The organism is Streptomyces sp. NPDC006739, assembly GCF_042869815.1.
GTDB lineage: Bacteria > Actinomycetota > Actinomycetes > Streptomycetales > Streptomycetaceae > Streptomyces.
Window position 1 is genome coordinate 1 of record NZ_JBIAGM010000015.1, and the last position, 24970, is coordinate 24970.

Below are 24970 nucleotides of genomic sequence, written 5' to 3' on the forward strand. Positions count from 1 at the left end.
GCTCCACCAGCAGCGGCATCGCCTCCGAGGCGGTCACCAGCTCCCGCAGCGGATACCGCGCCAGCACCGCCTCCACCCCCGGCGCCAACGCCGCCTTCAGACGCGTGTCGACCGACAGCGAGTCGTCGCCGAGGGCTCGCGCGGCGTCCTGTACCAGGGTGCGCTGCGGGCCCTTGGGGACGCCGGCGGCGGCCCGCTCGTAGAGGTCGGCGCCCTCCTCCAGGACCAGGCCGACGTCGACGCCCGCCGGAATCTTCGTCTTCGCCGTGTGCCGCCAGGTGGCCAGCGGGTGGCTCCAGGCCTCCACCCGGAACGTCCAGCGGCCCGTCACGTCCGCCGTGATCTCGGCGCCCCAGCGGTCGCTGCCCGGGGACAGCTCCCGCATCGGGGTCCAGGGTCCGCGACGGCCCTTGGGATCACGCAGGACCACGTTGGCGCCGACCGCGTCATGGCCCTCGCGGAAGACGGTCGCCGTCACCTGGAAGGTCTCCCCGGTCACCGCCTTCGCCGGGCGCCTGCCGCACTCAACGGCGGGCCGGACGTCACGTACCGGAACGCGTCCGATGGCCGGGGTCCTGCTCATGGTTCTCACCTCCGCCGTGCGCGAAGCCGGGCACCGGGCCCGGCTTCGCGATCCGAGAACGGGTCGGCAGCCGCCTTCCCGCGGGGAACGCCTTGTATGGTGCCCGCTCAGGGCCTCGGCGCCGCGGAACGCCGCGTCTTCGGCGGCGCCCTTCTGGCCGCCGGCTTCGGCTGGGGACGCCCGTCCTGCTCGCGCAGATAGGTCACCAGGTTGGTGCGCAGATAGCGCTCGGCCGCGTCCGCGGCCTCCCGGGCACACCGCTTCCCCATCAGCACACACAGGGTGTAGCCGGCGCTCTCGAAGGTGGCCCGGACCGCACGGTCGTGCGGCGAGGCCAGCATGGCGCGTTCCCACGCCCGGTACCGCCGCAACTGCCGGGCCACTTCGGCCTTAGCGGGTAGCAGCATGGCCCTCTTCACCCTCCGACGCTCTCGACTGGGCGCGTTCCCGACGGTCGGGTGGTTTCCGCGCGCGGAAGGGCACGGAACCGTTACGGCGATCGAGGCTTTCACTCATAGTGCACGGACGACGACCCAGCGTCTTGTTGGAGCTTCAACGACCTCAGGGGTGCTCTCGTGTTGCACGAATGGCGTAGTGGCCGCAGTGTGGATCCTGACTCAGAAGCGATCAGTGCTCACGCTCCGTGTCCGGGGCCGATCCCGGACGGGGTGAGGAGAGCGGGAGCTTCGCCGGTGAGGAGCAAGCGACGATGAAGACCGCAGTGCCCTGCTACTACCACCTCGACGTGGAAGTCAGCCCCGAACGGGTCGGACAGGTCAGCCGCATCCTGGCCGCCCACCTCCGCTACTGGGACCTCGACAACCTCGTGGCCCCCGTCTGCCACGGCACCGAACTGCTGCTGCGCGCGATCGACCGGCACGCCACGGACAAGCACACCTCGATCGAGATGTGGTGGAACCGACAGCACCTCATCACCGCCGTCGCGGAGGACGACCGAGATCTGCGCCCCGACCAGGACCTGCGCGCCTGCCTGGCCGACATCGCCGCCATGAGCGACGGCTGGGGCTGCTGCGCCTCCGAGACCGGCAGCAAGATCATCTGGTTCTCGCAGCGCGCCCGGGCCGGCCAGCGCGTCCCGCTGGTGCCCACCGCCCCCGAGCCGAGCCTGCGCCAGGTGCTCCAAGTACCGCGAGCCCTGCCGGTGGCCGCGCTGGCCGCCCCGGCCGCGCCCGGGGGCAAGGCACTGGAGGGCGCCCGGTGACGGCCCGCAAGTCCCGCAAAGGGGTGCCCGTGTGGAGCGGGCACCCTTACCCCTTGGGCGCGGTCTTCGACGGACAGGGCACCAACTTCGCGCTGTTCAGCGAGGTCGCGGACCGGGTGGAACTGGTGCTGGTCGACGACGCGGGCGCCGAGTGCGCGGTCCCGCTGCACGAGGTCGACGGGTTCGTGTGGCACGCCTATCTGCCCGGCGTCGGTCCCGGCCGGCGCTACGGCTACCGGGTGCACGGCCCGTGGGCCCCCGACCTCGGCCACCGGTGCAACCCGGCGAAGCTGCTGCTGGACCCGTACGCCCGGGCGTTGGACGGTCAGATCGACAACCACCCCTCCCTCTACGAGCGCGCCCCGGACGGGCCCGCCCCCGCCGACAGCGCCGGGCACTCGATGCTCGGCGTGGTCACGGACCCGTTCTTCGACTGGGGCGACGACCGGCCGCCCCGGCGGACGTACGCCGAGTCGGTGATCTACGAGGCGCACGTGCGGGGCATGACCCGCACCCACCCAGAGGTCCCGGACCGGCTGCGCGGCACCTACGCCGGTCTCGCGCACCCCGCGGTGATCGAGCACCTCACCTCGCTGGGCGTGACCGCGGTGGAGCTGATGCCGGTGCACCAGTTCGTGCAGGACGGCGTGCTCCAGGACCGCGGGCTGTCCAACTACTGGGGCTACAACACGATCGGGTTCTTCGCCCCGCACAACGCCTACGCCGCCTTCGGCACCCGCGGCCAGCAGGTCAACGAGTTCAAGGCGATGGTGAAGGCGCTGCACGCCGCCGGGCTGGAAGTGATCCTCGACGTGGTCTACAACCACACCGCCGAGGGCAACGAGATGGGCCCCACGCTGTCCTTCCGGGGCATCGACAACGCCTCGTACTACCGGCTGGTCGACGGTGACTGGGCGCACTACTACGACACCACCGGCACCGGCAACAGCCTCCTGATGCGGCATCCCTTCGTGCTGCAGCTGATCATGGACTCGCTGCGGTACTGGGTCACCGAGATGCACGTCGACGGCTTCCGCTTCGACCTCGCGGCCACGCTGGCCCGGCAGTTCCACGAGGTGGACCGGCTGTCGGCGTTCTTCGACCTGATCCAGCAGGACCCGGTCATCAGCCGGGTCAAGCTGATCGCCGAGCCCTGGGACGTGGGGGAGGGCGGCTACCAGGTGGGCAACTTCCCCCCGCTGTGGTCGGAGTGGAACGGCAAGTACCGGGACGCCGTACGGGACTTCTGGCGGACCGAACCCGGCTCCCTCGGCGAGTTCGCCTCCCGGCTGACGGGCTCCTCCGACATCTACCAGCACAGCCGGCGCCGGCCGCGCGCGAGCGTCAACTTCGTCACCGCGCACGACGGGTTCACGCTGCGGGACCTCGTCTCGTACAACGACAAGCACAACGAGGCCAACGGCGAGGGCAACCGGGACGGGGAGAGCGACAACCGGTCCTGGAACTGCGGCGCGGAGGGGGACACCGACGAGCCCGGCGTCCTGGAACTGCGCGCCCGTCAGCAGCGCAACCTCCTCGCGACCCTGCTGCTGTCGCAGGGCATCCCGATGCTCTGCCACGGCGACGAACTCGGCCGCACCCAGGGCGGCAACAACAACGCGTACTGCCAGGACAACGAAGTCTCCTGGATCGACTGGCGGCTGACCGACGAACAGCGCACGCTCGTGGACTTCGTGCGCCATGTCATCGCGCTGCGCGCCGCCCACCCGGTGCTGCGCCGGCGCCGCTTCTTCCTGGGGGAGACACCCACCCGCGCCGGGCAGCCGCTGCCCGACCTGGTGTGGCTGCGGCCCGACGCCCGCGAGATGACCGGGCGGGACTGGCAGCGCGCCGACGCCTACTCGGTCGGCGCCTTCCTCAACGGCGACGCCATCGCCGAACGAGACTCCTTCGGGCGGCGCGTGACGGACGACTCCTTCCTGCTGCTGCTCAACGGCTACTGGGAACCGGTGGACTTCCGCCTGCCGGACAGCTCCTACGGCGAACGCTGGACGACCCTGATCGACACGGCCGACCCCGAGGGCGTCCCCGACGAACGCGAACGCAAGGCCGGCACGCGCCTGCGCGTGGAGCCCCGCAGTCTGACCCTGCTGTCCCGCCCGTCCCGCGACCCGAAGTAGCGGCCCGCCCGCGCGTGCCTCACCCGGTCGGCCCCCACGTCGCGGCCGGGTTCCGCGGAGCGGGCCTCAGCGTTCGCGGCGGGACGTCACCGTGAACTGGGCGCCGTCGATGTCGCGCAGGATCGCCTCGGTGTCGTTCTCGCGCAGCACGCTGCCGCCGTGCTTCTCCGCCGCGCGGGCGCAGTCCGCCACGTCGGCGACGGCGAAGTGGACCTGCCAGTGCGGGCGGACGGAGGGGTCGGGGGCCGCCTCCACCGCGCCCGAGTCGATACGGGCCACGATGTCGCCCCGGCTGCGCAGCACCACCTCGCCGCCCTCGTACTCGACCTCGCAGCAGCCCGGCCGCTGCGAGGCCCATTCGAGGACCTCGCCGTAGAAGATCGCCGAGTCGAAGGCGTTGCGGGTGTGCAGCCGGATGAAGGTCGGGGCCGCCCGCCGCCACGCCTCCCAGTTGGCGACCAGATCACCCTGCCAGATGCCGAAGGTCGCCCCGTCGCGGTCGGCGAGCAGCGCGGCCCGCCCGGGCGGGAAGGACAGCGGCCCGACCGCCGCCGTACCGCCCCGCTCCCGCGCCCGGGACACCGCCTCGTCCGCGTCCGGCACGGCGAAGTACGGCGTCCACGCGACCGCCATCTGCCACATGGACGCGACCGCCGCGATCCCGGCCACCGGGACCCCGTCGGCCAGCGCGATCCGGAAGTGGTCGCCGAGCTTGACCCCGCGCCAGCGCCAGCCCAGTACGGCCCCGTAGAACTCCTGGGTCGCCTCCAGGTCGCGGCTGGTCAGGCTGACCCAGCAGGGGACGCCGAAGACGGAGCGGGTGGAGACGACGTGCTTCTTCCTGGTTCCGATGCCGGCGGGAGTGTCGTGGTTCATGGCAGTCGCGTCCTGATCTCGGGACCGGCGGCCACCGGTCTGTCACCAGTGTCCAACCGAAGAGGGTGGGGCTGCCTGTCGAGTACCCCGGTGGCAGGCGGCCAGGCGAGTGAGGACGATGGGGGCATGGGTGAGACTGAGTCGGACCGGATCTTCGAACTGCAGGAAGAGATCGACCAGCTGAAGGCGGCCGTCGCCTCGCACGCCGTGGTGGACCAGGCGATCGGGATGGTGGTGGCACTCGGCCGGGTGACGCCGGACGAGGGCTGGGAGGTGCTGAAGGAGGTCTCCCAGCACACCAACATCAAGCTGCGGAACGTCGCCGAACTCATCCTCATCTGGGGGCGCACCGGCGACATGCCCGCGGACATCCGCTCCGCGCTGGAGGAGGCCCTGGACCGCTACTGCCCCACCCAGATCCCGGGTACGACGTCGCCGTAGGGGCGCGGTCGCGGGGGCCCGCCGGGGCGGCCGGGCGTGGCTCAGCGCGCCCGCGCCTCGGCGAGCAGCTCCTCGCGCAGGCGGTCGAAGCAGCCGCTGAGCAGCCGGGAGACGTGCATCTGCGAGATGCCGAGCTGCTGGGCTATCCGGCTCTGGGTCATCCCGCCGAAGAACCGCAGGTAGAGGATGGTGCGCTCACGCTCGGGGAGCGCGGCCAGACACGGCTTGACCGCGGCCCGGTCCACGACGAGGTCATAGCCGGGGTCGGGCTCGCCGAGGGAGTCACCGAGGGCGTAGCCGTCGGTGCCCGCCACCTCGGCGTCCAGGGACAGCGCCGAGAAGCACTCCAGGGCCTCCATGCCGGTGCGCACCTCGTCCTCGGTCAGCCGGGCGTACTCGGCGATCTCGGCGACGGTGGGCGCGCGTCCCGAGGTGGACTGCGCCAGCTCCTTCACGGCGCCGCGCACCCGGTTGCGCAGGTCCTGCACCCGGCGCGGCACGTGCAGCGTCCACATGTGGTCACGGAAGTGGCGCTTGATCTCCCCGGTGATGGTGGGCACGGCGTACGCCTCGAAGGCGCGCCCGCGCTGCGGGTCGTAGTGGTCGACGGCCTTCACCAGGCCCAGCGCGGCCACCTGGTAGAGATCCTCCAGGGCCTCCCCGCGGCCCCGGAAGCGTACGGCGATGCGCTCGGCCATGGGCAGCCACAGCCGCACCAGGTCGTCCCGCAGCGCCTGGCGCTCGGGGCCCTCGGGGAGCCGGGCGAGGCGTTCGAAGGATGCGGCCGTGTCGGGGGCGTCGTCGTGGGGGTGGGGCTTTGTGCTGCCGCTGACGGGCATCGCGCGCACCTCTCTCCGCAGGTGCTGGATGGACGGACACCGTGGAAGAAGGAGCGCGCTCGGATCTGGTGGAGGAACCGGGGCGCCCGGCGGTCTGCCGGCTCCCACGGACGTGCCTCCTGTCCGAAGCACTGACATAGGCGTTCCCCTCATCGGGTCTATGCAAACAATTCACCTGATCGACGGATATTTCCGGCAGCGACGATGGGGCGGTGGGCGACGGAAGAAGGGTGCGGCTTGACCGCTTCTTGGGAGCGATTACCTCTGTAGCAGAGGTAATCTTCCCGTGTGGAAGCACCGCGCGCAGAACCGCAGACCTTCCCCCAGGAGCTGGCCGACGCCCTGGTCGGGATCCAGCGGCTGATCCGCCGCCGACTGCGCGGCGGGCTGCCCGGCCCACGGCTGCGCGGCGCCGAGGTGGAGCTGCTGCGCCTGGTCGAGGCCCGGCCCGGCATCGGCATCTCCGACGCCGCCAGGGAGCTGTACCTGGCGAGCAACTCCGTCTCGACCCTGGTCAACCACCTGGCCCGGGACGGCTATCTGCTCCGCGAGACCGACCCCGCCGACCGGCGCGCCGCACGCCTGCTGCTCACCGAGGCCGCCGAGAAACGGCTGGGCGACTGGCAGCGGCGGCGCTCCGCCCTGGTCGGCCGGCACGTGTCCCGGCTCGACGCGGCGGACCGCGAGGCCCTGCGCGCCGCCCTGCCGGCCCTGCGCAGGCTTGCCGTCACCCTGCACGAGGAGGCCGAGGAAGCATGACCGGCGACATACGCGCCACACCCGGCGAGGCCGTCACCTGCACCCGTCTGGCCTACGCCTTCGGGGACACCCGCGCGGTGGACGGACTCGACCTCGCCGTGACCGAGGGCGAGGTCTTCGGACTGCTCGGCCCCAACGGCGCCGGCAAGACCACCGCCATCCGCTGCGTCACCACGCTGCTGCCCGTCCCCACCGGCATGGTCCACGTCTTCGGCCACGACGCCGCCAGGGAACGCATGGCGGTGCGCCGCCTGCTCGGCTACGTCCCACAGCAGCTGTCCGCCGAAGGCGGGCTCACCGGCCGCGAGAACGTCGCCCTGTTCGCCCGTGTCTTCGACGTCCCGCGCCGCGAGCGCGGCGAACGCGTCGTCCAGGCCCTGGCCGCAGTCGGCCTGTCCGACGCGGCCGACCGGCTGGCCGGCACCTACTCCGGCGGCATGGTCCGCCGGCTCGAACTGGCCCAGGCCCTGGTCAGCGCCCCCCGGCTGCTGATCCTCGACGAACCCACCATCGGCCTGGACCCGATCGCCCGCACCGGCGTCTGGGAGCACATCAACGCCGTCCGCGCGGCCACCGGCATGACCGTCCTGGTCACCACCCACTACATGGACGAGGCGGACCAGTACTGCGACCGGGTCGGCCTGATGTACCGCGGCCGCATCCGCGCCCTCGGCACCCCCGCCGAACTGCGGCGCGGACTCGGCGAGCGGCGCCGCGCCGGGGGCGGGGCCGCCACCGACGGGCTGCCCACGCTGGAGGACGTCTTCCGGGACGTCGCCGGCAGCGGCCTCGACGAGACGTCAGGAGGTTTCCGCGATGTCCGAAGCACCCGCCGAACCGCCAACCGGGTCGGCTGACGGCACCCCCGCCACCCTCGACCCCGGCACCGCCCTCCTGCTGCGCCCGCCGCAGCCCCGCCCCGGCTGGCGGCTGCTGCCGGCCCGGGTCGTCGCGATGTGCGCCGTCGAGCTGCAGAAGCTGCGGCACGACCGCACCGAGCTGTACACCCGGGCGGTACAGCCCGCCCTGTGGCTGCTGATCTTCGGGCAGACCTTCACCCGGATCCGGGCGATACCCACCGGCGGCATCCCCTACGTCGACTACCTCGCGCCCGGCATCATCGCCCAGTCCGCGATGTTCATCGCCATCTTCTACGGCATCCAGATCATCTGGGAGCGGGACGCCGGAATCCTGAACAAGCTCCTCGTCACTCCCACCCCGCGCTCGGCGCTGATCACCGGCAAGGCGTTCGCGGCCGGTGTGAAGTCGCTGATCCAGGCGGTCGTCGTCATCGTCATCGCCGCCGTGCTCGGTGTCGCGCTCACCTGGAACCCGCTCAAACTGCTCGGGGTCGCCCTCGCGGTGGTGCTCGCCTCCGTCTTCTTCTCCTGCCTGTCGATGACCATCGCGGGCATCGTCCTCAGCCGCGACCGCCTGATGGGCTTCGGACAGGCCATCACCATGCCGCTGTTCTTCGGCTCCAACGCCCTCTACCCGGTCTCCGTCATGCCGGGCTGGCTCCAGGCCGTCAGCAGGTTCAACCCGCTGAGCTACCAAGTCGACGCCCTGCGCGGCCTTCTGCTCGGTACGCCGGCGCATCTCGCGGCCGACTTCGGCGTCCTGGCGGTGGCCGCCGCCCTGGGCATCACCGCGGCCTCCTCCCTGCTCGGCCGACTGGCCCGCTGATCTTGTCTCCGACGTGATGTGCGGCACGCCTGCGCGCCGGGGCTTCGGGGCCGGGGACGGGATTCTTCCTGGGCAGCGCTTGATCAGCGATCAAAGCGGGCGAACCCCCTGGCCACAGCGCATTCTGCTCATTTGACAGTGCACTGAGCACACAGATAGGAAGCAGCTCTCGGAGGTCGAGAGGGGCACTGTGTACGAGCCGAACGTGGTCGGGGACTGGCAGGAGTACGACGATCATGCCGGTCTGCGGGTCCGCGTCCACCGCCTGGAGGCGGCCGAGCCACCGCGTGGCCGGGACGACGCCGCCGCCGGGCTGACGTACTTCTGTCTGAGGGTGACCGTCGAGAACCGCGGCGCGCGGCACTACGGCATCCACCTGGAGGACGGCCAGCTCGACGTCCGGCTCGGCCCGGACGGCGAGGGCGCGTTCATCGACTGGCGCAACTCCCAGTTCATCGAGGGCTTCGACGTCTACCCGCTGCGCCGGGCCACCGCCGTCCTCTTCGCGGCCGGCCCGGAGGTAGCGCTGAGCCAGGTGGACGTGCAGGTCCAGCTGCGGGTGGACGAGGAGTGGACCGAGCGCTGCCTGTGGGCGGGCGGCATCGGGGTCCTCGAATCGACCGCCGCCGCGTCCTCGGCGCCCGCCGGACCGGGCAGCCTGGCCCATCAGGTGAGCGCGTTCCTGAAGGACCAGACGGAGCCGGGCGGCACCGCCGCCTGACGGCGGCGGCCGACGGCCTCAGTGCGGGATGCCGTCGATGATCTCCCGGGCGCCCTGCCGCAGCAGGGACACCGCGACCGACGTACCGAGCGTGGCCGGGTCGAGGCGGCCCGCCCACTCGTGCGCGTTCAGCCGGGTCTTGCCGTCGGGGGTGAACACGCAGGCCCGCAGGGACAGTTCACCGCCGCGGTCCACCCGGGCGTAACCGGCGATCGGGCTGTTGCAGTGCCCCTGCAGGACGTGCAGGAACATGCGCTCCGCGGTGGCCTCCCGGTGGGTGTCGCCGTGGCCGAGCCGGCCCACCGCGTCGATCAGCTCCGTGTCGTCCTCCCGGCACTGCAGGGCGAGGATGCCCGCCCCGATCGGCGGCATCATCGTCTCCGGGGAGAGCACCTCGCTGATCACCTCGGTGCGGCCGATCCGCTCCAGGCCGGCCACCGCCAGCAGCAGCGCGTCCGCCTCACCGGCGGCGAGCTTGTCCAGCCGGCGGTTGTCGTTGCCCCGGAACGGCACGCACTCCAGATGCGGGTGGGTGGCGGCGAGCTGGGCGATCCGGCGCACCGACGACGTGCCGATCCGGGTACCGGGCGGGAGTTCGTCGAGGGTGAGCCCGCCGGGGTGCACCAACGCGTCACGGATGTCGTCCCGCTTCAGGAAAGCGGCGAACACCGTGCCCGCGGGCAGCGGCCGGTCGGCGGGCACGTCCTTGACGCAGTGCACCGCGAGGTCCGCCCTGCCGGCCAGCAGCGCGGCGTCCACCTCCTTGGTGAACGCCCCCTTCCCCTCGACGTGGGCCAGGTCGCCCAGCCACTTGTCGCCGGTCGTCTTCACCGGCACGACCTCGGTGCGCACACCCGGGTGCAGGGCCGCCAACTCGGCCCGGACGCGCTCGACCTGAGCGAGGGCCATGGGGGAGTCGCGGGAGACGATACGGATCAGTTCGGGGGTGGGCATGGGGGACACGATAGACCTTTCCGGCCCGTCACCCCGCCCCCTCCCTTCGTTCTCCGCCCCGCCTCCAGCGGCCCTTGCCGAAGCCGGGCCAGAGCCTGCCGGTCAGCCGAGGTCCTCCGGCAGATCCGCCGCCGACTCCTCGGGTGTCAGGTCCGGCCGCAGCCGCAGCCACGACGGCTGGCGCAGCATCCCCGCCCTGGTGCGGGTGCTGTAGCCGACCTCGCCGACCAGCCGGGGCAGCACCCAGCGGGCCCCGGACACCGAAGGGACCGGGTCGAAGGGGCACACGTCCGTCGCGGCGGCCCGCAGCAGCGCCGCCAGCTCCACCCGCTCCGTCTCGTTCCAGCCGGTGCCCACCCCGCCCACGTACCGCAGCCGGCCGCCGGCCCGCTGTCCGACCAGCACCGCGCCGGGCAGCCCGGTCAGCCGCCCCTTGCCGGGCAGCCAGCCGCCGATGATCACGTCCTCGCCCCGCATGTTGCGGATCTTGATCCAGGCCCGGGAGCGCACCCCCGGCTCGTACCGCGAGTCCAGCCGCTTGCACACCAGACCCTCGAGGCCGTGTTCCCGGGTGGCCCGCAGCGCCTCGGCGCCGTGCCCGGTGACCGCGGCCGGGGTCGACCAGTGCGGTCCGGCCAGGCCCAGCTCCGCGAGCAGCTCCCGCCGTCGCGCGTACGGCAGCGCGAGCCGGGGCTGTCGCAGGTACGGCACGTCGAACAGCACCAGGTGGACCGGCACCCGCGCGGCCCGCCGTGCCGCCCGTGCCGGGGCGTGCGCCAGACCCATCCGGCTCTGCAGCAACTGGAAGTCGGCCCTGCCCTGTTCGTCCAGGGCGAGCACCTCGCCGTCCAGGATCGCCGGGGCGGTGCCCAGCGCGCCGCCCAGCGGCCGCAGTTCCGGATAGGCGGCGGTGATGTCCTCCCCGGAGCGGGCGCGCAGCAGCACACTGCCGTCGCCGGGCAGGTAGACCATCACCCGCTGTCCGTCCTGCTTGGTCTCGTACGCCCACCGGGCGTCCTGCGCGGCGGGCGGCAGTGTGCCGGGGGTGGCGAGCATCGGCGGGACGAGCGGCAGGGAAACGGCGGTCACGGCTGAAGGTGTCGACCGCGCCCGGCGCCCCCACGCGCCTTTCGGCACCGGTTCCCCTGAACGGCCTGCACACCCGCCTCGGGCGTGGTGCACAGGCCGGCACGGCCGACGGCCCCGCGGTGCCCGCTGTCGCCCGGCGGCGGCCCGCGTCGCTCAGGCCACCGGCTCGGCGGTGGGCTCGGCGGCGGCCGAGGGCGCGTCCGCCGGGCCCGCCGGACGGTGCCGGGGGAGGAAGGAGGCGAGGAGGAACGCCAGGACGGCGGCGCCCGCGCCCATCGCCATGACCGTCTTGAAGCCGTTCTCGGAGGGCAGCGGGTGACCGCCGAGGCTGGTGGTCATCCGTGCCAGGATCACCCCCGCCACCGCGCTGGCGACGGATGTGCCGATGGACCGCATCAGGGTGTTGAGGCTGTTGGCCGCGGCGGTCTCGGAGGCCGGGACGGCGCCCATGATCAGGGCGGGCATGGCCCCGTAGGCGAAGCCGACACCGGCGCCGATGACGCAGGAGACCAGGATGAGGTGCCAGACCTCGGACATCAGCAGGATGCTCAGGCCGTAGCCGACCGCGACGACGACCGCGCCGGTCATGAGCGTGATCTTGGGGCCCCTGGCCTTGGTGATGGCGGCGGACACGGGGGCCATGGCCATCATCACCAGGCCCTGCGGAGCCATCACCAGGCCCACGGTGAGCATGGACCTGCCCAGGCCGTAGCCGGTCTGCGTGGGCAGCTGCAGCAGCTGCGGCAGGACCAGGGACATCGCGAACATCGAGAAGCCGAAGGCGACCGAGGCGAGGTTGGTGACCAGCACCTGGCGGCGGGCGGTGGTGCGCAGGTCCACCAGCGGCTGCGCGGTGCGCAGTTCGTAGAAGCCCCAGGCGAGCAGCACCACGACGGCGAGGGCGAGCAGGCCGAGGGTGGTGCCGCTGCCCCAGCCCCAGTCGGCGCCCTTGGAGACGGCCAGCAGCAGCGAGACCAGCCCCGCCGCGATGCCGAGCGCCCCGAGGACGTCGAAACGGCCGCCGGCGCGCACCCGGGACTCGGGAACGAGGGTGCGGACCAGCCCGAGGGAGACGACGCCGAGCGCGGCCGAGGTCCAGAACAGCACGTGCCAGTCGAAGTGTTCCGCGATGAACGCGGCGGCGGGCAGGCCGAGCGCGCCGCCGACCCCGAGGGAGGCGCTCATCAGGGCGGTCGAGCCGGCCAGGCGCTCGGGCGGCAGCTCGTCACGCATGATGCTGATGCCGAGCGGGACCACGGCGGCGGCCAGGCCCTGCAGCGCACGGCCGATGATCATCGGGACCAGGGCGTCGCTCAGCGCGCAGACCACCGAGCCGGAGACCAGCAGCACCAGGCTCACCAGCAGCAGGCGCCGTTTGCCGAACATGTCACCGAGGCGGCCGGCCACCGGTGTGGCCACGGAGGCGGCCAGCAGGGTGGCGGTCACGGCCCAGGCGGCGTCGGACGGAGTCGCGTTCAGGTATCTGGGCAGCTCCGGCACGATCGGAATGACCAGGGTCTGCATGAGCGAGACGGTGATTCCGGCCAGGGCGAGGACCGCCACCACGGCATTCGGCCGCGGGGGTGCCGACCGGCCGGTCCCGGTGGGCGGGGCAGGGGTGTGGGACATGAGAACGGAGCCTCCGTGGGAAGGGTGCGGGAAAGGGTGGTAAGGGTCTGGGCAGCGGTCTGTGAAGCGGTCTGGGAAGGGCGGCCGGGATCTTGCCGGGCATGGGGGCCGATGAGGTGTCGGACTGCCGTGCGGGCCCCGTCCTCACCTGTGACGAAAGCCCCGTAGGCTTCCCTGACTGGACCTCGCCGCCCCGGTCGAGGACCTGGGACGGTGTACGGGACCGGCCGTCCCGGGATGATCGGCGGTCCCGGAGCGGTGGTGGGCATGACGGGCAGGACGGTGCGGGCCGGTGCGACGCGGGAGGCCATCCTGGACGCGGCGGAGCGGCTGTTCGCCGAGCACGGGGTGTACGCCGTCTCCAACCGCCAGGTCAGCGAGGCCGCCGGCCAGGGCAACAACGCCGCGGTCGGCTACCACTTCGGCACCAAGACGGACCTGGTACGCGCCGTCGCGCGCCGGCATGCCGGGCCGATCGAGGACATCCGGGTACGGGCCGTGGCAGCGGCCGGCGACTCGGGCGACGTACGCGACTGGGTCGACTGCCTGGTGCGCCCCGTGACCGAGCACCTCGCCGGGCTGGGCAGCCCCACCTGGTACGCGCGGTTCTGCGCCCAGGTGATGACCGACCCCGCGCTGCACGACATCCTGCTGGAGGAGTCGCTGACCGCGCCGGCGCTGCGGCAGGCCGTCGACGGGCTGAACCGCACCCTGCCCGAGCTGCCGCCCGAGGTGCGCGCCGAACGCGGGCTGATGACGCGGACGCTGATCCTGCACACGTGTGCCGAGCGGGAGCGGGCCCTCGCCGAGGGCACCGGGACCGCGCGCGCCACCTGGGGTGACGCCGCGACCGGGCTCGCCGACGCGATCGTCGGGATGTGGCTGGCCCCGGTCACCCGCCGCTGACCGGGTCCCCGGTCCGCCGGGTGACCGAGCCGGTGCTGTTCGCTGGTCATCGAAGGTCACGACGACCTTCTCCGCGGCCCCGGGGGTGAGCGCCAGCCCGAAGGCCCGGTCCGCCTCGGAGAACGGGACACGGTGGCCGATGAGCTTCTCGAACCGCCCGTGGTGCTCGACGAGTTCGGGGGTGACCTCGAAGATCTCGGTGGGGTAGCCCCTGCGAGGCGATCAGGGTCAGCGGCCGGCTCATGGCCGAGTGCGACGGGGACCAGCTTCCCGCCCAGATGGGCGCGGGCCGGCATGCCACCCATGTGCACGAAGGTGACGTCGGTGCCGCAGATGCCGCAGGCGCGGATATTCACCAGCACGTCCTTGGGGCCGGGCACGGGACGTCCACCGTCACGACCTGGCCGACGGCACGGGTCCGCACCGACTTCATCGTGGCCATGGGATGTCTCGCTTTCTGCGGAGGATGTCCCCGGGCGGGTGCCGGTCGGGGGGGGGAGTGAGCCGGTGAACCCGCCCGGGGACTCGCGCCGTCCCCGTCCCCACGGGTCGGGCGCGGCAGGGGCCGTGTCCGCTCTGACGGCCCCCGGTTCCTGGTCCACGGCCGGAGCCGACCGTGGCTTGCTTGAGTTAGGCAAACATATGAGACTTACTTGAGTCAAGCAAGCAATGTGATTTGCTTGAGTCAGGCAAGCAGGAGGGTAGGGTGACATCCATGTCCGCAGCGCCGCCGACCACCGGATGCGCCGGGCCGGACCATCGCCCCGGCGTGGAGGCATCCCCTGCCGCCCGCCATGTGCGACGGCCGGAGAAGTCGGGCCATGTCATCCGTCTCCCCGGCGCCGAGGGTCTCCGGTTCTCTCCGGGGGACCGGTCCCCGGGCCGGCTCCGCCCGGCGGCCCGGCCGTTCCGGAGGGTGGCCGACGGCTTCCACGGCGCCGGGGCGGAAGCACCCGGCTCCTCGTGCACGGATCCCGCCTGACGGCGTACACCGGGAGCGGGCCGGCCCGCATCCCCCGAGCGATTGGGCTCCCCATGTACGACAGCGCGACAGACCCGCGGGTGCTCGCCCGCGGCGGCAGAGAGCGGCTCCTGGTGGCCACCGGAGAACCGGAGACCGCCGAACTCCTCTGCGCCACCCTTGAGTTGGCCGGCTACCGGATCGCGAGGGCGGTCACCGGAGCAGAGATCGCGCGACGGCTCACCGAGCAGCGGTTCCCCCTGGTGGTGCTCGACGCGGAACTGCCGGGTGTGGAGGAACTCGGCAGCCGGCTCGCCGTCGCCTACCGTCCGGCCGTGCTCCTGCTCACCGCCTGCGACTCGCTGGCCCGGCTCCTGCCCCAACTCGGCACCGTCCAGCGCGACTACGTCACCAAGCCGGTCCGTATCGCCGAGGTCCTCGCCAGGATCCAGGTGCTGCTGCGCGCGAACGCGCGGAACCCGGCCAACCCGGACAACCCGAGGAGCGCTTCGGGCGGCGACGGCGGATCGTGGGGGAGTGCGCACGGCGCGCCCCGCTACGCCGACCTGGTGCTGGACGACACCACCTGCCGGGCGCGCCGGGGCCGCCGGGTGCTCGACCTCACGCCCGCCGAGTACCGACTGCTGCGCCACCTCCTGGTCAGCGCCCACAAGGTCCTCTCCAAGGAACAGATCAGCCGGTACGTGTGGGGCGAGTTCCGCGGCGACAACGCCATCGAACAGCTCGTCTCCCGGCTCCGGCGCAAGGTCGACCGGGACGGCCCCGCGCTGATCCACACCCGCCGGGGCTTCGGCTACTGGCTGGGCGGACCGGGCTGACGGCCGGTCACCCACCCCGTGGCAGGTGACCCGCGCCACGTCAGGCAACCGTCAGGAAACTGACCAGGAGTCGTCAGACCGCCCTGTTTGCATGTGCTCACGCAGGCCTCGTTGCACCCCCACCACCGAGGAGAGACATGCCCGAGACACCGACCGAAACGGTCCCGCCGGTCCCCGGGTTCCCGATGCCCCGGGCGGCGGGCTGCCCGTTCGACCCGCCGCCCGGCCTGAGGTCCGCCCAGCGGGAGGGCCCCCTCGGCAGGGTCCGGCTCTGGGACGGGAAGACGTACTGGCTCGTCACCCGCTACGCCGAGCAGCGCGCGCTGCTCCTCGACCCCAGGGTCAGCGCCGACATCACCCGGCCCGGTTACCCGCTCCAGGCCCCCAGCGGCGGCCAGAACAACATCAGCTTCGTCCTGATGGACGACCCCGAACACGCCCGGCTGCGGAGGATGGTGACGGCGCCGTTCGCGGTCAAGCGGGTGGAGGCGCTGCGGCCCGCCGTGCAGAAGATCGTCGACGACCTGATCGACGACATGCTGGCCGGCCCCGGGCCCGTCGACCTCGTGGAGGCGTTCGCGCTGCCGGTGCCCTCGCTGGTGATCTGCGCACTGCTCGGAGTGCCGTACGACGACCACGACTTCTTCCAGGAGAACAGCAGGCTCCTCGTCAGGCGTGATGCGGCCTTGGAGGACCGGCAGACCGCCCACCAGGCACTGATCGCCTACCTCGACGCACTCATGGGCGAGAAGATGGCCCGCCCCGGCGACGATCTGCTCTCCGGGCTCGTGGACCGCGTGAGGTCGGGCGAGCTGACCCGGCTCGGGGCCGCGCAGATGGGCGTGCTGCTGCTGCTCGCCGGCCACGAGACCACCGCCAACATGATCGCGCTCGGCACCCTCGCCCTGCTGGAGAACCCCGGACAACTGGCCGTGCTGCGCGACACGGACGACCCGAAACTGGTCGCCTCCGCGGTGGAGGAACTGCTGCGGTACCTGAGCATCGTGCACGGCGGCCGGCGCCGGGCGGTGCTGGAGGACATCGAGATCGGCGGTCAGGTGATCCGGGCCGGCGAGGGCGTGGTCATTCCCAACGACATCGCCAACCGCGACCCCGAGGCCTTCCCCGACCCCGACCGTCTCGACGTACGGCGCGACGCCCGCCGGCACGTCGCCTTCGGCTTCGGCGTCCACCAGTGCCTGGGCCAGCCGCTGGCCCGCATGGAGCTGCAGGTCGTCTACGGCACCCTCTACCGCCGTGTCCCGACCCTGCGGCTCGCCGCGGACATCGACGAACTGCCCTTCAAGCACGACGGGTCGGTCTACGGCCTCTACGAACTGCCGGTCATCTGGTGACCGACCCGCGCTCTAGGACGACGAGGTAGGAAATGACCATGCATGTGGAACTGGACGAGCCGAAGTGTGTCGCCTCGGGGCAGTGCGTGCTGGCCGCCCCCGAGGTGTTCGACCAGCGGGACGAGGACGGCATCGCCTTCCTCCTGAACGACAGCCCGGGCGAGGGCCTGCTCGACGACGTGCGCGAGGCCGAGGCGATCTGCCCGGCCGCGGCGATCCGCCTGGTCGAACGGCGGTGAACCGGATCGTCGTCGTCGGCGCCTCGGCCGCCGGGCTCGCCGCGGCCGAGACGCTCCGGCGCGAGGGGTACGACGGGACGCTCACCCTGGTCGGTGACGAGCCCCGTCCGCCCTACGACCGGCCCCCGCTGTCCAAGCAGGTGCTGTCCGCCGAGTGGAGCCCCGAGCGGGTCGAGCTGCGGACGCCCGCCGACCTCCGCGCGCTCGGCCTGGACCTGCGGCTCGGCGTCGCGGCGACCGGGCTGGACACCGCCGACCGCGCCGTGCGGCTGGCCGACGGCTCCCGACTGCCGTACGACGGACTGGTGCTGGCCACCGGAGTCAGACCGCGCCGGCTGCCCGGCGAGGGCGCGCACGTGCTGCGCACCCTGGACGACGCGCTGACCCTGCGGGACCGGCTGGGTCCGGGGCGGCGGCTGGTGGTGGTCGGAGCAGGCTTCCTCGGTGCGGAGGCCGCCTCCGTCGCCCGCGGGCTCGGCGCCCGGGTGACGCTGCTGGAGCCCGCGCCGGTACCCCTGGCGCACGCGGTCGGCGAGGAGGTCGGCCGCGTGCTGGCGCGGCTGCACCTGGAGCGGGGCGTCGACCTGCGGACCGGCGTCGCGGTGTCCGAGGTGACCGAGGGCGGGGTCCGGCTCGCGGACGGCACCGAGGTCGAGGCCGACGAGGTGCTGGTCGCGATCGGCTCGCTGCCGAACACCGAGTGGCTCGCGGACAGCGGCCTGACCATGAGCGACGGCGTGGTCTGCGACGAGTACTGCCAGGCCGCGCCCGGCGTGTACGCGGCCGGGGACGTCGCCCGCTGGCACCATCCGCTGTTCGGCGTGTCGATGCGGATCGAACACCGCACCAACGCGGCCGAGCAGGGCATGGCGGCCGCCCGCAACCTGCTCGCCCCCGAGGCCCGCAAGCCGTTCGCGCCGGTGCCGTACTTCTGGTCGGACCAGTACGACCGGAAGATCCAGGCGTTCGGCTGGCTGCGGGGCCACGACGAGGTCGCGGTGGTGGACGGAAGCACGGCCGAGGGCCGCTTCCTTGCCGCGTACCGCAGGGACGACCGGCTGACCGGGGCACTCGCCGTCGGCATGCCTCCCAAGGCGCTCCGGCAGTGGCGCCAGTCGGTGGCCGCGGGCCGTGAGTGGCGGGAGGCGGTGGCCTGAGCACCCCGGTCACCACGGGCGGTCAGCCCTCGTCCCGGTCCTGTACGTCCATACCCGTGCAGGCCAGTTGTTCGGCCACCTCCGCGCACGCCTCGACGCCCCGGGGGGAGCGCACGGAGAGCATCGGGCTCGTGTAGCCGGTCGTGTCCTCGGCCGGATAGGTCGCGGACAGGACGTCCTGGCCCGCGCGGACCGAGACCTCGCGGGCGTGCGGGGAGCGCACCCGCACCTCCGACCAGACGGTGCCGCAGGCCGGGGAGTAGCGCAGCCGGAGGGTGTAGGCGGGATCGGTGACGGTGCTGGTGGTCCGCGCGTCGCGGGCACAGGCCGTCGCGTCGGGCAACTCGCCCCGGCAGGAGGGCCCGTGGCAGTGCGGGACCGTCATCACGACGGGCGTACCGGTGGAATCGCTCCGGTCGTGCACGGCGACGGCGGCGCCCACCACGGCCGTCAACCCCGCCAGCGCGAGAGCGCACAGGGGCAGCCACCGCCGTCTGCCCGGGCGCCGGGGGCCGGTCCCGTCCGGGGGGCTCGCGAGGTGCGGCTCGTCGGCGGTGTGCCCGGTGGCCTCCCACAGGGCCAGTACCGGGCCGGGATCGACGCGGGCCAGCCGGGCGAGCGCCTCCACGGCCGGCCGCGGTGGCCGCTGGGCGCCGGTCAGATAGCGGTGCCAGGCGGACTTGCTGTACGGGGTGCGCGCGGCCAGCGCGGCCAGGCTCAGCCCCGTACCGTCCTTCAGCTCCCGCAGCCTGACCAGCAGCGGTTCGTCGGGCGCGGTCGGTTTTTCGGGGTGGGGCATGGTGCGTCCCTCGACTCCCTTTCCACTATGGGCGTTTCGCCCTTGATGTCGGAATGGCTTCCCGAGGGGAAGGCGATTGCAACACTCCGTGAGGTGTGAGAAGGGTGAGGTACATGAGCGCGTCGAAGGCCTGTTCGGGGATGCGTGGTCCTCGAACAGGCCTTCGGCGTCGGGTCGGGCGGTGGTTCAGGGCAGGCGGTGCCGGGGCGCCGTCAGCACCACGGGACGGTGGCGCGGACCCTGACGTAGCGGGCGGAGACGTAGCCCCGGTGGTGGGACAGCCGGTACCACGCGTGGTTGCCGAACACCCCGGTGCCGTAGCGCTTGCAGGTGAGGGCCACGAGCCGGTGGTGGCGCCGGTGGCCGACCACCCGGTAGCCGGTGCCCGGGCCGGAGCGGACGTTCAGTGGGAGGCGGTGCGTGACCACGCGGCCCACGGTGGGGATGCCGCGCCGGTACGACGCCGTCTGCACGATGACCCGGTGGAGCCGGTGGGTGCGGTGCGCCGGGTGGAGGCGGCGGCCGGCGCGGTGGGTGCGGTGCGCACGGTGGACGCTGCGGTGGTGGCGGGCGGTGCGGTGCTTGGCCGGCCGGTGCCGGGCCGGGGCGGGCAGCAGCGAGGGGAGGGTGTGCTGCACGCCGGCGGCGGGCGTGGGGGACGGGGTGGTGCCGCCCGTCGGGGCGGCCCCGGCCGCCGTGGGCAGGATGGCGAGCACCGCCACCGTGGCCAGCAGGCCGCTCTGCAGGGTCCGTCGGATCATGGAAACCTCCGGGCTGTCGTTCTCGTGACCACGCACCGTGATCACGACAGCCAGCGTTTCCGTGACGAGCTGTCAGAATGCCGTTCCCGCGTCCCGTGGGACACCGGGGACGTCCCCGGGAACAGGCGGGGCGCGGGACGGGGTACCTACGGCGCCCTACGCCCGCTCCCGGGCCGCCCGCCGGAGGTGGCTGGCGATGAGGCCGTAGGTCTCGCGGGCCCGCCTCTCGTCCCGGCCGTCGTAGCCGTGGTCCGCGCCGGCCACCTCGCGGTGTTCCACCAGGGCGCCCGCCGACCGGAGCCGCTCGGCGTAGCATCCGCCCTCGGCCCGGAGCAGGTCGTACTCGGCCGTGATGACCAGGGCCGGGCCGATGCCCTTGAGGTCCGCGGTGTCCATGGGGTGCGCGGGCGACACCAGCGGGTCGGACCGTCGCCCGGGATCGGGGACGTACGACGTGTCGAACAGGTCGGCCATCCACGGCCGCAGCAGCGGACGGGGGATCGCGGCCCTCTTGTCCCGGCCGGCGGTCGCCAGGTCGAGCGGGGGACGGTGCAGCACTTGGAGGGCGATCGACGGGCCGCCCGCCGTGAGCGCCTGCCGGGCCACCGCCGCCGCGAGCCCGCCTCCCGCGCTCTGCCCGCCCACGGTCAGCCGGGACGGGTCCCAGCCCTGCGCGGCGCCCTGCCCGGCGACCGAGCGGACCACCTCGTAGGCCTGCCGGGGCGGCGCAGGGAAGGGGTGCTGGGGCGCCACGGCGTAGTCCACGTTGATCACCACGACGCCCGCCTCGGCCGCCGGGAAGCGGCACAGCGGGTCGTCCAGCTCGGTCAGCGCCATGACGTAACGGCCGCCGTGGAAGTTGACGTGCACCGGCGGGGCGGGCTCGGCGGACGGCGGCAGGTACACCGTGGCGCGGGCCGGGGCGACCGAGGTGGGGATCGTCAACTCGCGTGTTCTGCGCGGGAACTCGGGGAAGCGGGCATGTGCGGAGGCGTCGGAGCCGGGGCCGCTGGACCGCCGGCTCGCCAGCAGTCCGGCCTGTTGCAGGGTCCTGGCGGCGAGGGCGGCCACCGCCGGGCGGCCCAGGAGGGCCATGCGCGCTCCGATCGAGGGGCGGAAGAGTAACTTACTTGAGTTACGCAACCATATGGTAACCTTGCCGGTATGTCCACAGAACCGCTGCCCGCCGCCGCGTCCCCGGAAGTCGTCGAGATCGAACGTGCCCTGACGCGCATCACCTATCTGAGCACCCGGGCCCGGCAGCACGAGCGGTTGATGGCGCTCGCCGGTGTGCCGCTGGACCGGGCCGCCGTCGCGCTGCTGCGGCAGGTCGCCGACTCCGAGCCGCTGCGGCCGGGGGAGCTGGCGCAGCGGCTGGGCGTGGAGGCCTCCCACGTGACCCGGACGGTCCAGCAGCTGCAGCGGTCCGGCTACGTCACCCGGGTCCCCGACCCCCACGACCGCCGCGCCCAGCGCATCCAGCTCACCGAACCCGGACGCGAGGCCGTCGGCCGGGTCCGCGAGGTCGGCGCGCGCGGGATGCAGCTGGCCCTGGCCGCCTGGGCGCCCGAGGAGCTGCGCCGGCTCGCCGCGCTCTTCCATCGCATGGTCGACGACTTCATGGCGTACGCCGTCGAGGACGAGCCCGGCCAGGAGGCGGACGCCTCGGCGGGCACGGGCTGAGGCGCGGGAAGGGCCATCCGGCCACCCCGCCTGCCTACCGTCGAGTAATATCCGACGGCAGGTCCGTCAGAGGAGGAACCGTGCCCCGGTCCGAACGTTCACCCCTGCTGCTGGCCGGTCTGCTGGCCGCCGCGGGAGTCGCCCACTTCGCCAGACCACGGCAGTTCGACGTGCTCGTGCCGCGCGTCCTTCCGGGCTCGCCCCGGGCCTGGACGTACGGCAGCGGTGTCGCCGAACTGGCGCTGGCGGCCGGAGTGGCCGCGCCCCGGACCCGCGCGGTGGCCGCCCGGGCCGCGGCGGCCTTCTTCGTCGGGGTGTTCCCGGCGAACGTGCAGATGGCGGTCGACTGGCGGCACCGCCCCGCCCCGCTGCGGACCGCGGCCCTGGCCAGGCTGCCCCTCCAGGTGCCGCTGGTGCTGTGGGCCCGCGGTGTCGCCCGGAACGGAGAGGGACGGAAATGACGGAACGCATCGAGGTCGGGGACAAGGCCGAGGACTTCGCGCTGCCGGACGAGACCGGCACGACGCGCACCCTGACCGAACTGCTGGCCGAGGGGCCGGTGGTGCTCTTCTTCTACCCGGCCGCCCTCACGCCCGGCTGCACCGCCGAGGCCTGCCACTTCCGCGATCTGGCCGCCGAGTTCGCGGCCGTGGGCGCCCGGCCGGTCGGGATCAGCGGCGATCCCGTCGAACGCCAGCAGGAGTTCGCCGGACGCCACACCCTTGGCATGCCCCTGCTGTCGGATGCGGACGGGGCGGTCCGTGAGCGGTTCGGCGTCAAGCGGGGCTTCTCGCTCGCGCCGACCAAACGGGTCACCTTCGTCATCGCCCAGGACCGCACCGTCCTGGAGATCGTCCGCAGCGAACTGCGGATGAACACCCACGCCGACCGGGCGCTGTCCGCACTGCGCACCCATCAGGGCTGAGCCGAGCTCGCGCCCGCGCTTGATGCGCCGGAACATTCGGATCATCCTGGGGCGTATGGAGCGTGTCGCCGCCGCGGCGATCATCGAGGCCCTGGGCAGGGTGACGGGGTGGAGCGAGGGCGCACGGCTGCTCACCGGCCGTGCGCCCCAGGATGTCGTGGGCCGCCCCGCGGCCGACCTGCTCGCCGAGGACGTACCCGCCGGCGCGCTCGAGGCGCGCGCCGGCACCGCCGTCCTGCGCCACGTGCACGGTCACCGTGTGGAGCTGGCCCTGACCGCCTGCCCCGTCCTCGGCCCGGACGGCGAGGAGACCGGATTCGTGGTCACCACCGACGCGTCCAGGCCGCCCGACCCGGGACTGGCCGCGCAGGCCTTCCAGCAGGCGTCCATGTCCATGTCCGTCTTCGACCTCCAGCAGCACTACCTGCGCCTCAACGACGTCGCCTGCCGGGTGATGGGCGTACCCGAGGAGACCCTGACCGGCCGCTTCTTCATGGACACCGTGGAGGACGCCGAACACAGCCACGGCTTCCTGCGCCATCTGCGCCAGGTCGCCGCCACCGGCCGCCCCGCCCGCTACGAGAGCTCCACCGGCGCCCCCGCCCCCAACCGGGAACAGGCCTGGAGCGTCGAGATGTGGCCCCTGCGCGACGGCACCGGCGAGCTGACCGCGGTCGCCCTCGCCGCCTTCGACAGCACCGAGCAGTACTGGGCCCGGCGGCGGCTGGCCCTGCTGAACGAGGCCGCGACCCGCATCGGCACCTCCCTGGACGTGGTGCGCACCGCCGAGGAGGTCGTCGAACTGCTGGTGCCGAAGTACGCGGATTTCGTCAGCGTGGACCTGCTCGACTGGGTCCTCGGCGCCGACGAGCCGCCAGGGGTGCCCGAGGACCAGATCGTGCTGCGGCGCGTCGCCCACGGATCCGGCACCGAGGGCACCCCCGAGGCGGCCGTCCGCCTCGGGCAGACCGACGTCTACCTGCCGTCCTCACCGCCGGCCCGGGCGCTGCGTGAAGGGCGGGCGGTGCTCAGCCAGGCCGGCGAACCCGAGTTCGTCCGCTGGGTCGCCGAACGCAACGCGCGCTCCCCCGAGGGCCGCCGCTACCGCCGGGGCGTCCACTCGATGATCGCCGTACCGATGCGGGCCCGGGGCACCCAACTGGGCGTCCTGGTGGGCGTCCGCATCTCCGACCCGGATGCCTACGGCCCCGACGACGCCGTCTTCGCCGAGGAACTCGCCAGCCGCGTCGCCGTCTGCGTCGACAACGCCCGCCGCTTCGCCCGCGAGCGCACCACCGCACTCGCCCTCCAGCACAGCCTGCTGCCCCGGGGCCTGCCCGGACAGGCGGCGGTCGAGATCGCCCACCGGTACCTGCCGTGCGGCTCACTGGCGGGCATCGGCGGCGACTGGTTCGACGTGATCCCGCTCTCCGGCAGCCGGGTCGCCCTGGTCGTCGGGGACGTGGTCGGGCACGGCATCCAGTCGTCCGCGACCATGGGCCGGCTGCGCACGGCCGTACGCACCCTCGCGGACGTCGACCTGCCCCCGGACGAACTGCTCACCCACCTCGACGACCTGGTCACCCATCTGGGCTCGGAGGACAGCGGCGGCGAGGTCGCCGAACTCGGCGCCACCTGCCTGTACGCGGTCTACGACCCCGTCTCGCGCCGGCTCGGCCTGGCCGCGGCCGGCCACCCGGCACCGGTGATCGTGCGGCCCGGCTCGGGCGCCGAGTTCGTCGCGATGTCGGCCGGGCCACCGCTCGGCGTCGGCGGGCTGCCGTTCGAGGCGACGGAACTCGAACTGCCCGAGGGCTCGGTGGTCGCCCTCTTCACCGACGGACTGATCGAGGACCGGGACCGGGACGTCGACCGCGCCACCGAGGAGCTGTGCCGCGCCCTGAACGCACCCGCCGACTCCCTGGAGGCGCTCGGCGACAACGTCCTCAAGGCCGTCCTGCCCGAACAGCCCGGCGACGACGTCGCCCTGCTCCTGGCCCGCACCCGCGCCCTCGGCGGCGACCGGGTGGCCACCTGGGACGTCGATCCCGACCCGGCCCGGGTGGCCGCCTACCGGCAGGCGGTCACCGAGCGGCTGACCGCCTGGGGGCTGGACGAGACGGCGTTCGTCACCGAACTCGTCGTCAGCGAACTGGTCACCAACGCCATCCGCTACGGCGTCCCGCCCATCCAGCTGCGTCTGATCCGCGACCGCGCGCTGATCTGCGAGGTGTCCGACGGCAGTTCCACCTCGCCGCACCTGCGCCGGGCGCACGCCTTCGACGAGGGCGGGCGCGGACTGCTGCTGGTCGCCCAGCTCACCCAGCGCTGGGGCAGCCGGCAGACCGGCAGCGGCAAGACGATCTGGGCGGAACAGCCACTGCCGGTCTGATCACCGCGTCGGA

General features: G+C 73.1%; 27 protein-coding genes. 16 read left to right on the forward strand and 11 right to left on the reverse strand.

Annotated features, from left to right (window positions below; translation table 11 throughout):
• A partial coding sequence (locus ACFYMM_RS27480; protein ID WP_388391028.1) for a maltotransferase domain-containing protein occupies positions 1 to 583 on the reverse strand: 583 nt, incomplete at its 3' end.
• A gap of 107 nt (positions 584 to 690) precedes the next feature.
• Positions 691 to 990 (reverse strand): DUF5133 domain-containing protein, encoded by a 300-nt coding sequence (locus ACFYMM_RS27485; RefSeq protein WP_388391030.1) that lies wholly within the window; start codon positions 988 to 990, stop codon positions 691 to 693.
• Positions 991 to 1292: 302 nt separating this feature from the next.
• Here ACFYMM_RS27485 and ACFYMM_RS27490 point away from each other — a divergent pair, with 302 nt between their 5' ends.
• Together ACFYMM_RS27490 and glgX are read left to right on the forward strand one after the other, a co-directional pair.
• The gene (locus ACFYMM_RS27490) at positions 1293 to 1805 is read left to right on the forward strand and encodes a pep a2 (RefSeq protein WP_388391032.1); all 513 of its coding nucleotides are present in this window, start codon (positions 1293 to 1295) and stop codon (positions 1803 to 1805) included.
• Between the two features lie 23 nt (positions 1806 to 1828).
• Complete coding sequence (gene glgX, locus ACFYMM_RS27495; protein ID WP_388391422.1) at positions 1829 to 3946, forward strand: glycogen debranching protein GlgX; 2118 nt, start codon at positions 1829 to 1831, stop codon at positions 3944 to 3946.
• A 66-nt stretch (positions 3947 to 4012) separates the two neighbouring features.
• Here the strand turns inward: glgX and ACFYMM_RS27500 are convergent, their stop codons facing one another.
• Positions 4013 to 4822 (reverse strand): VOC family protein, encoded by an 810-nt coding sequence (locus ACFYMM_RS27500; RefSeq protein ID WP_388391034.1) that lies wholly within the window; start codon positions 4820 to 4822, stop codon positions 4013 to 4015.
• 126 nt (positions 4823 to 4948) lie between these two features.
• Between ACFYMM_RS27500 and ACFYMM_RS27505 the strand changes: the two genes are divergently transcribed.
• A complete protein-coding gene (locus ACFYMM_RS27505; protein ID WP_388391036.1) occupies positions 4949 to 5263 on the forward strand; it encodes an ANTAR domain-containing protein in 315 nt (104 codons plus the stop codon).
• A gap of 41 nt (positions 5264 to 5304) precedes the next feature.
• Here ACFYMM_RS27505 and ACFYMM_RS27510 read toward each other — a convergent pair whose 3' ends face one another.
• A complete protein-coding gene (locus ACFYMM_RS27510) occupies positions 5305 to 6102 on the reverse strand; it encodes an RNA polymerase sigma factor SigF (RefSeq protein ID WP_388391038.1) in 798 nt (265 codons plus the stop codon).
• Between the two features lie 288 nt (positions 6103 to 6390).
• Between ACFYMM_RS27510 and ACFYMM_RS27515 the strand changes: the two genes are divergently transcribed.
• From ACFYMM_RS27515 to ACFYMM_RS27530, 4 genes are all read left to right on the forward strand, one after another.
• The gene (locus ACFYMM_RS27515) at positions 6391 to 6861 is read left to right on the forward strand and encodes a MarR family winged helix-turn-helix transcriptional regulator (protein WP_388391040.1); all 471 of its coding nucleotides are present in this window, start codon (positions 6391 to 6393) and stop codon (positions 6859 to 6861) included.
• Positions 6858 to 7718: an ATP-binding cassette domain-containing protein gene (locus tag ACFYMM_RS27520; RefSeq protein ID WP_388391042.1), complete on the forward strand. Its 861-nt coding sequence runs from the start codon at positions 6858 to 6860 to the stop codon at positions 7716 to 7718. Before ACFYMM_RS27515 ends, ACFYMM_RS27520 begins: the two co-directional genes overlap by 4 nt.
• Entirely contained in the window at positions 7678 to 8547 is an 870-nt protein-coding gene (locus ACFYMM_RS27525; RefSeq protein ID WP_388391044.1) for an ABC transporter permease, read from the forward strand. Before ACFYMM_RS27520 ends, ACFYMM_RS27525 begins: the two co-directional genes overlap by 41 nt.
• Positions 8548 to 8737: 190 nt before the next feature.
• The gene (locus tag ACFYMM_RS27530) at positions 8738 to 9268 is read left to right on the forward strand and encodes a hypothetical protein (protein WP_388391046.1); all 531 of its coding nucleotides are present in this window, start codon (positions 8738 to 8740) and stop codon (positions 9266 to 9268) included.
• Positions 9269 to 9286: 18 nt separating this feature from the next.
• Here the strand turns inward: ACFYMM_RS27530 and hemC are convergent, their stop codons facing one another.
• From hemC to ACFYMM_RS27545, 3 genes are all read right to left on the reverse strand, one after another.
• Positions 9287 to 10222 carry a hydroxymethylbilane synthase gene (hemC, locus tag ACFYMM_RS27535; RefSeq protein WP_388391048.1) on the reverse strand — a complete coding sequence of 312 codons (936 nt, stop codon included), beginning with the start codon at positions 10220 to 10222 and terminating at the stop codon, positions 9287 to 9289.
• 102 nt (positions 10223 to 10324) lie between these two features.
• Positions 10325 to 11278, reverse strand: coding sequence for an ATP-dependent DNA ligase (locus ACFYMM_RS27540; protein ID WP_388391424.1), 954 nt, complete (start codon positions 11276 to 11278; stop codon positions 10325 to 10327).
• A gap of 186 nt (positions 11279 to 11464) precedes the next feature.
• Positions 11465 to 12940, reverse strand: coding sequence for an MFS transporter (locus ACFYMM_RS27545; protein ID WP_388391050.1), 1476 nt, complete (start codon positions 12938 to 12940; stop codon positions 11465 to 11467).
• Positions 12941 to 13207: 267 nt separating this feature from the next.
• On the opposite strand from ACFYMM_RS27545, the gene ACFYMM_RS27550 reads away from it, so the two are divergent.
• On the forward strand, positions 13208 to 13846 hold the full coding sequence (locus tag ACFYMM_RS27550) for a TetR/AcrR family transcriptional regulator (protein WP_388391426.1): 639 nt from the start codon (positions 13208 to 13210) through the stop codon (positions 13844 to 13846).
• A gap of 56 nt (positions 13847 to 13902) precedes the next feature.
• Here ACFYMM_RS27550 and ACFYMM_RS27555 read toward each other — a convergent pair whose 3' ends face one another.
• Positions 13903 to 14625 (reverse strand): alcohol dehydrogenase catalytic domain-containing protein, encoded by a 723-nt coding sequence (locus ACFYMM_RS27555; protein WP_388391052.1) that lies wholly within the window; start codon positions 14623 to 14625, stop codon positions 13903 to 13905.
• Between the two features lie 256 nt (positions 14626 to 14881).
• On the opposite strand from ACFYMM_RS27555, the gene ACFYMM_RS27560 reads away from it, so the two are divergent.
• The 4 genes from ACFYMM_RS27560 (at position 14882) to ACFYMM_RS27575 (ending at position 18397) form a co-directional block, all read left to right on the forward strand.
• Positions 14882 to 15646: a response regulator transcription factor gene (locus ACFYMM_RS27560; protein ID WP_388391054.1), complete on the forward strand. Its 765-nt coding sequence runs from the start codon at positions 14882 to 14884 to the stop codon at positions 15644 to 15646.
• A 137-nt stretch (positions 15647 to 15783) separates the two neighbouring features.
• The gene (locus ACFYMM_RS27565; RefSeq protein WP_388391056.1) at positions 15784 to 17001 is read left to right on the forward strand and encodes a cytochrome P450; all 1218 of its coding nucleotides are present in this window, start codon (positions 15784 to 15786) and stop codon (positions 16999 to 17001) included.
• Between the two features lie 38 nt (positions 17002 to 17039).
• The gene (locus tag ACFYMM_RS27570) at positions 17040 to 17240 is read left to right on the forward strand and encodes a ferredoxin (protein WP_388391058.1); all 201 of its coding nucleotides are present in this window, start codon (positions 17040 to 17042) and stop codon (positions 17238 to 17240) included.
• A complete protein-coding gene (locus tag ACFYMM_RS27575; protein WP_388391060.1) occupies positions 17237 to 18397 on the forward strand; it encodes an NAD(P)/FAD-dependent oxidoreductase in 1161 nt (386 codons plus the stop codon). Before ACFYMM_RS27570 ends, ACFYMM_RS27575 begins: the two co-directional genes overlap by 4 nt.
• 22 nt (positions 18398 to 18419) lie before the next feature.
• On the opposite strand, the gene ACFYMM_RS27580 is transcribed toward ACFYMM_RS27575, so the two are convergent.
• The 3 genes from ACFYMM_RS27580 to ACFYMM_RS27590 all read right to left on the reverse strand — a co-directional run bounded on the left by ACFYMM_RS27580 (position 18420) and on the right by ACFYMM_RS27590 (position 21052).
• Entirely contained in the window at positions 18420 to 19196 is a 777-nt protein-coding gene (locus ACFYMM_RS27580; protein ID WP_388391062.1) for an XRE family transcriptional regulator, read from the reverse strand.
• A gap of 212 nt (positions 19197 to 19408) precedes the next feature.
• On the reverse strand, positions 19409 to 19957 hold the full coding sequence (locus ACFYMM_RS27585; protein WP_388391064.1) for a hypothetical protein: 549 nt from the start codon (positions 19955 to 19957) through the stop codon (positions 19409 to 19411).
• Between the two features lie 156 nt (positions 19958 to 20113).
• Positions 20114 to 21052 carry an alpha/beta hydrolase fold domain-containing protein gene (locus tag ACFYMM_RS27590; RefSeq protein WP_388391066.1) on the reverse strand — a complete coding sequence of 313 codons (939 nt, stop codon included), beginning with the start codon at positions 21050 to 21052 and terminating at the stop codon, positions 20114 to 20116.
• 69 nt (positions 21053 to 21121) lie between these two features.
• Here ACFYMM_RS27590 and ACFYMM_RS27595 point away from each other — a divergent pair, with 69 nt between their 5' ends.
• The 4 genes from ACFYMM_RS27595 (at position 21122) to ACFYMM_RS27610 (ending at position 24957) form a co-directional block, all read left to right on the forward strand.
• Entirely contained in the window at positions 21122 to 21640 is a 519-nt protein-coding gene (locus ACFYMM_RS27595) for a MarR family winged helix-turn-helix transcriptional regulator (RefSeq protein ID WP_388391068.1), read from the forward strand.
• 80 nt (positions 21641 to 21720) lie between these two features.
• Positions 21721 to 22101: a DoxX family protein gene (locus ACFYMM_RS27600; RefSeq protein WP_388391070.1), complete on the forward strand. Its 381-nt coding sequence runs from the start codon at positions 21721 to 21723 to the stop codon at positions 22099 to 22101.
• Positions 22098 to 22565 carry a peroxiredoxin gene (locus ACFYMM_RS27605; protein ID WP_388391072.1) on the forward strand — a complete coding sequence of 156 codons (468 nt, stop codon included), beginning with the start codon at positions 22098 to 22100 and terminating at the stop codon, positions 22563 to 22565. The genes ACFYMM_RS27600 and ACFYMM_RS27605 overlap by 4 nt, the downstream gene beginning before the upstream one ends.
• A gap of 55 nt (positions 22566 to 22620) precedes the next feature.
• Positions 22621 to 24957: a SpoIIE family protein phosphatase gene (locus ACFYMM_RS27610; RefSeq protein WP_388391074.1), complete on the forward strand. Its 2337-nt coding sequence runs from the start codon at positions 22621 to 22623 to the stop codon at positions 24955 to 24957.
• Positions 24958 to 24970 lie beyond the last annotated feature (13 nt).

Excerpts from the sequence above, each read along its gene's own strand:
- ACFYMM_RS27510 (WP_388391038.1), bottom strand. The coding sequence starts at position 6,102 with ATGCCCGTCAGCGGCAGCACAAAGCCCCACCCCCACGACGACGCCCCC.
- ACFYMM_RS27595 (WP_388391068.1), top strand. The coding sequence starts at position 21,122 with ATGTCCACAGAACCGCTGCCCGCCGCCGCGTCCCCGGAAGTCGTCGAG.
- ACFYMM_RS27500 (WP_388391034.1), bottom strand. The coding sequence starts at position 4,822 with ATGAACCACGACACTCCCGCCGGCATCGGAACCAGGAAGAAGCACGTC.
- ACFYMM_RS27585 (WP_388391064.1), bottom strand. The coding sequence starts at position 19,957 with ATGATCCGACGGACCCTGCAGAGCGGCCTGCTGGCCACGGTGGCGGTG.
- ACFYMM_RS27580 (WP_388391062.1), bottom strand. The coding sequence starts at position 19,196 with ATGCCCCACCCCGAAAAACCGACCGCGCCCGACGAACCGCTGCTGGTC.
- ACFYMM_RS27540 (WP_388391424.1), bottom strand. The coding sequence starts at position 11,278 with ATGCTCGCCACCCCCGGCACACTGCCGCCCGCCGCGCAGGACGCCCGG.
- ACFYMM_RS27605 (WP_388391072.1), top strand. The coding sequence starts at position 22,098 with ATGACGGAACGCATCGAGGTCGGGGACAAGGCCGAGGACTTCGCGCTG.
- ACFYMM_RS27485 (WP_388391030.1), bottom strand. The coding sequence starts at position 990 with ATGCTGCTACCCGCTAAGGCCGAAGTGGCCCGGCAGTTGCGGCGGTAC.
- ACFYMM_RS27565 (WP_388391056.1), top strand. The coding sequence starts at position 15,784 with ATGCCCGAGACACCGACCGAAACGGTCCCGCCGGTCCCCGGGTTCCCG.
- ACFYMM_RS27520 (WP_388391042.1), top strand. The coding sequence starts at position 6,858 with ATGACCGGCGACATACGCGCCACACCCGGCGAGGCCGTCACCTGCACC.
- ACFYMM_RS27505 (WP_388391036.1), top strand. The coding sequence starts at position 4,949 with ATGGGTGAGACTGAGTCGGACCGGATCTTCGAACTGCAGGAAGAGATC.
- ACFYMM_RS27525 (WP_388391044.1), top strand. The coding sequence starts at position 7,678 with ATGTCCGAAGCACCCGCCGAACCGCCAACCGGGTCGGCTGACGGCACC.
- ACFYMM_RS27550 (WP_388391426.1), top strand. The coding sequence starts at position 13,208 with ATGACGGGCAGGACGGTGCGGGCCGGTGCGACGCGGGAGGCCATCCTG.
- hemC (WP_388391048.1), bottom strand. The coding sequence starts at position 10,222 with ATGCCCACCCCCGAACTGATCCGTATCGTCTCCCGCGACTCCCCCATG.
- ACFYMM_RS27490 (WP_388391032.1), top strand. The coding sequence starts at position 1,293 with ATGAAGACCGCAGTGCCCTGCTACTACCACCTCGACGTGGAAGTCAGC.
- ACFYMM_RS27590 (WP_388391066.1), bottom strand. The coding sequence starts at position 21,052 with ATGGCCCTCCTGGGCCGCCCGGCGGTGGCCGCCCTCGCCGCCAGGACC.
- ACFYMM_RS27560 (WP_388391054.1), top strand. The coding sequence starts at position 14,882 with ATGTACGACAGCGCGACAGACCCGCGGGTGCTCGCCCGCGGCGGCAGA.
- ACFYMM_RS27545 (WP_388391050.1), bottom strand. The coding sequence starts at position 12,940 with ATGTCCCACACCCCTGCCCCGCCCACCGGGACCGGCCGGTCGGCACCC.
- ACFYMM_RS27555 (WP_388391052.1), bottom strand. The coding sequence starts at position 14,625 with ATGCCTCCACGCCGGGGCGATGGTCCGGCCCGGCGCATCCGGTGGTCG.
- ACFYMM_RS27610 (WP_388391074.1), top strand. The coding sequence starts at position 22,621 with ATGGAGCGTGTCGCCGCCGCGGCGATCATCGAGGCCCTGGGCAGGGTG.
- ACFYMM_RS27570 (WP_388391058.1), top strand. The coding sequence starts at position 17,040 with ATGCATGTGGAACTGGACGAGCCGAAGTGTGTCGCCTCGGGGCAGTGC.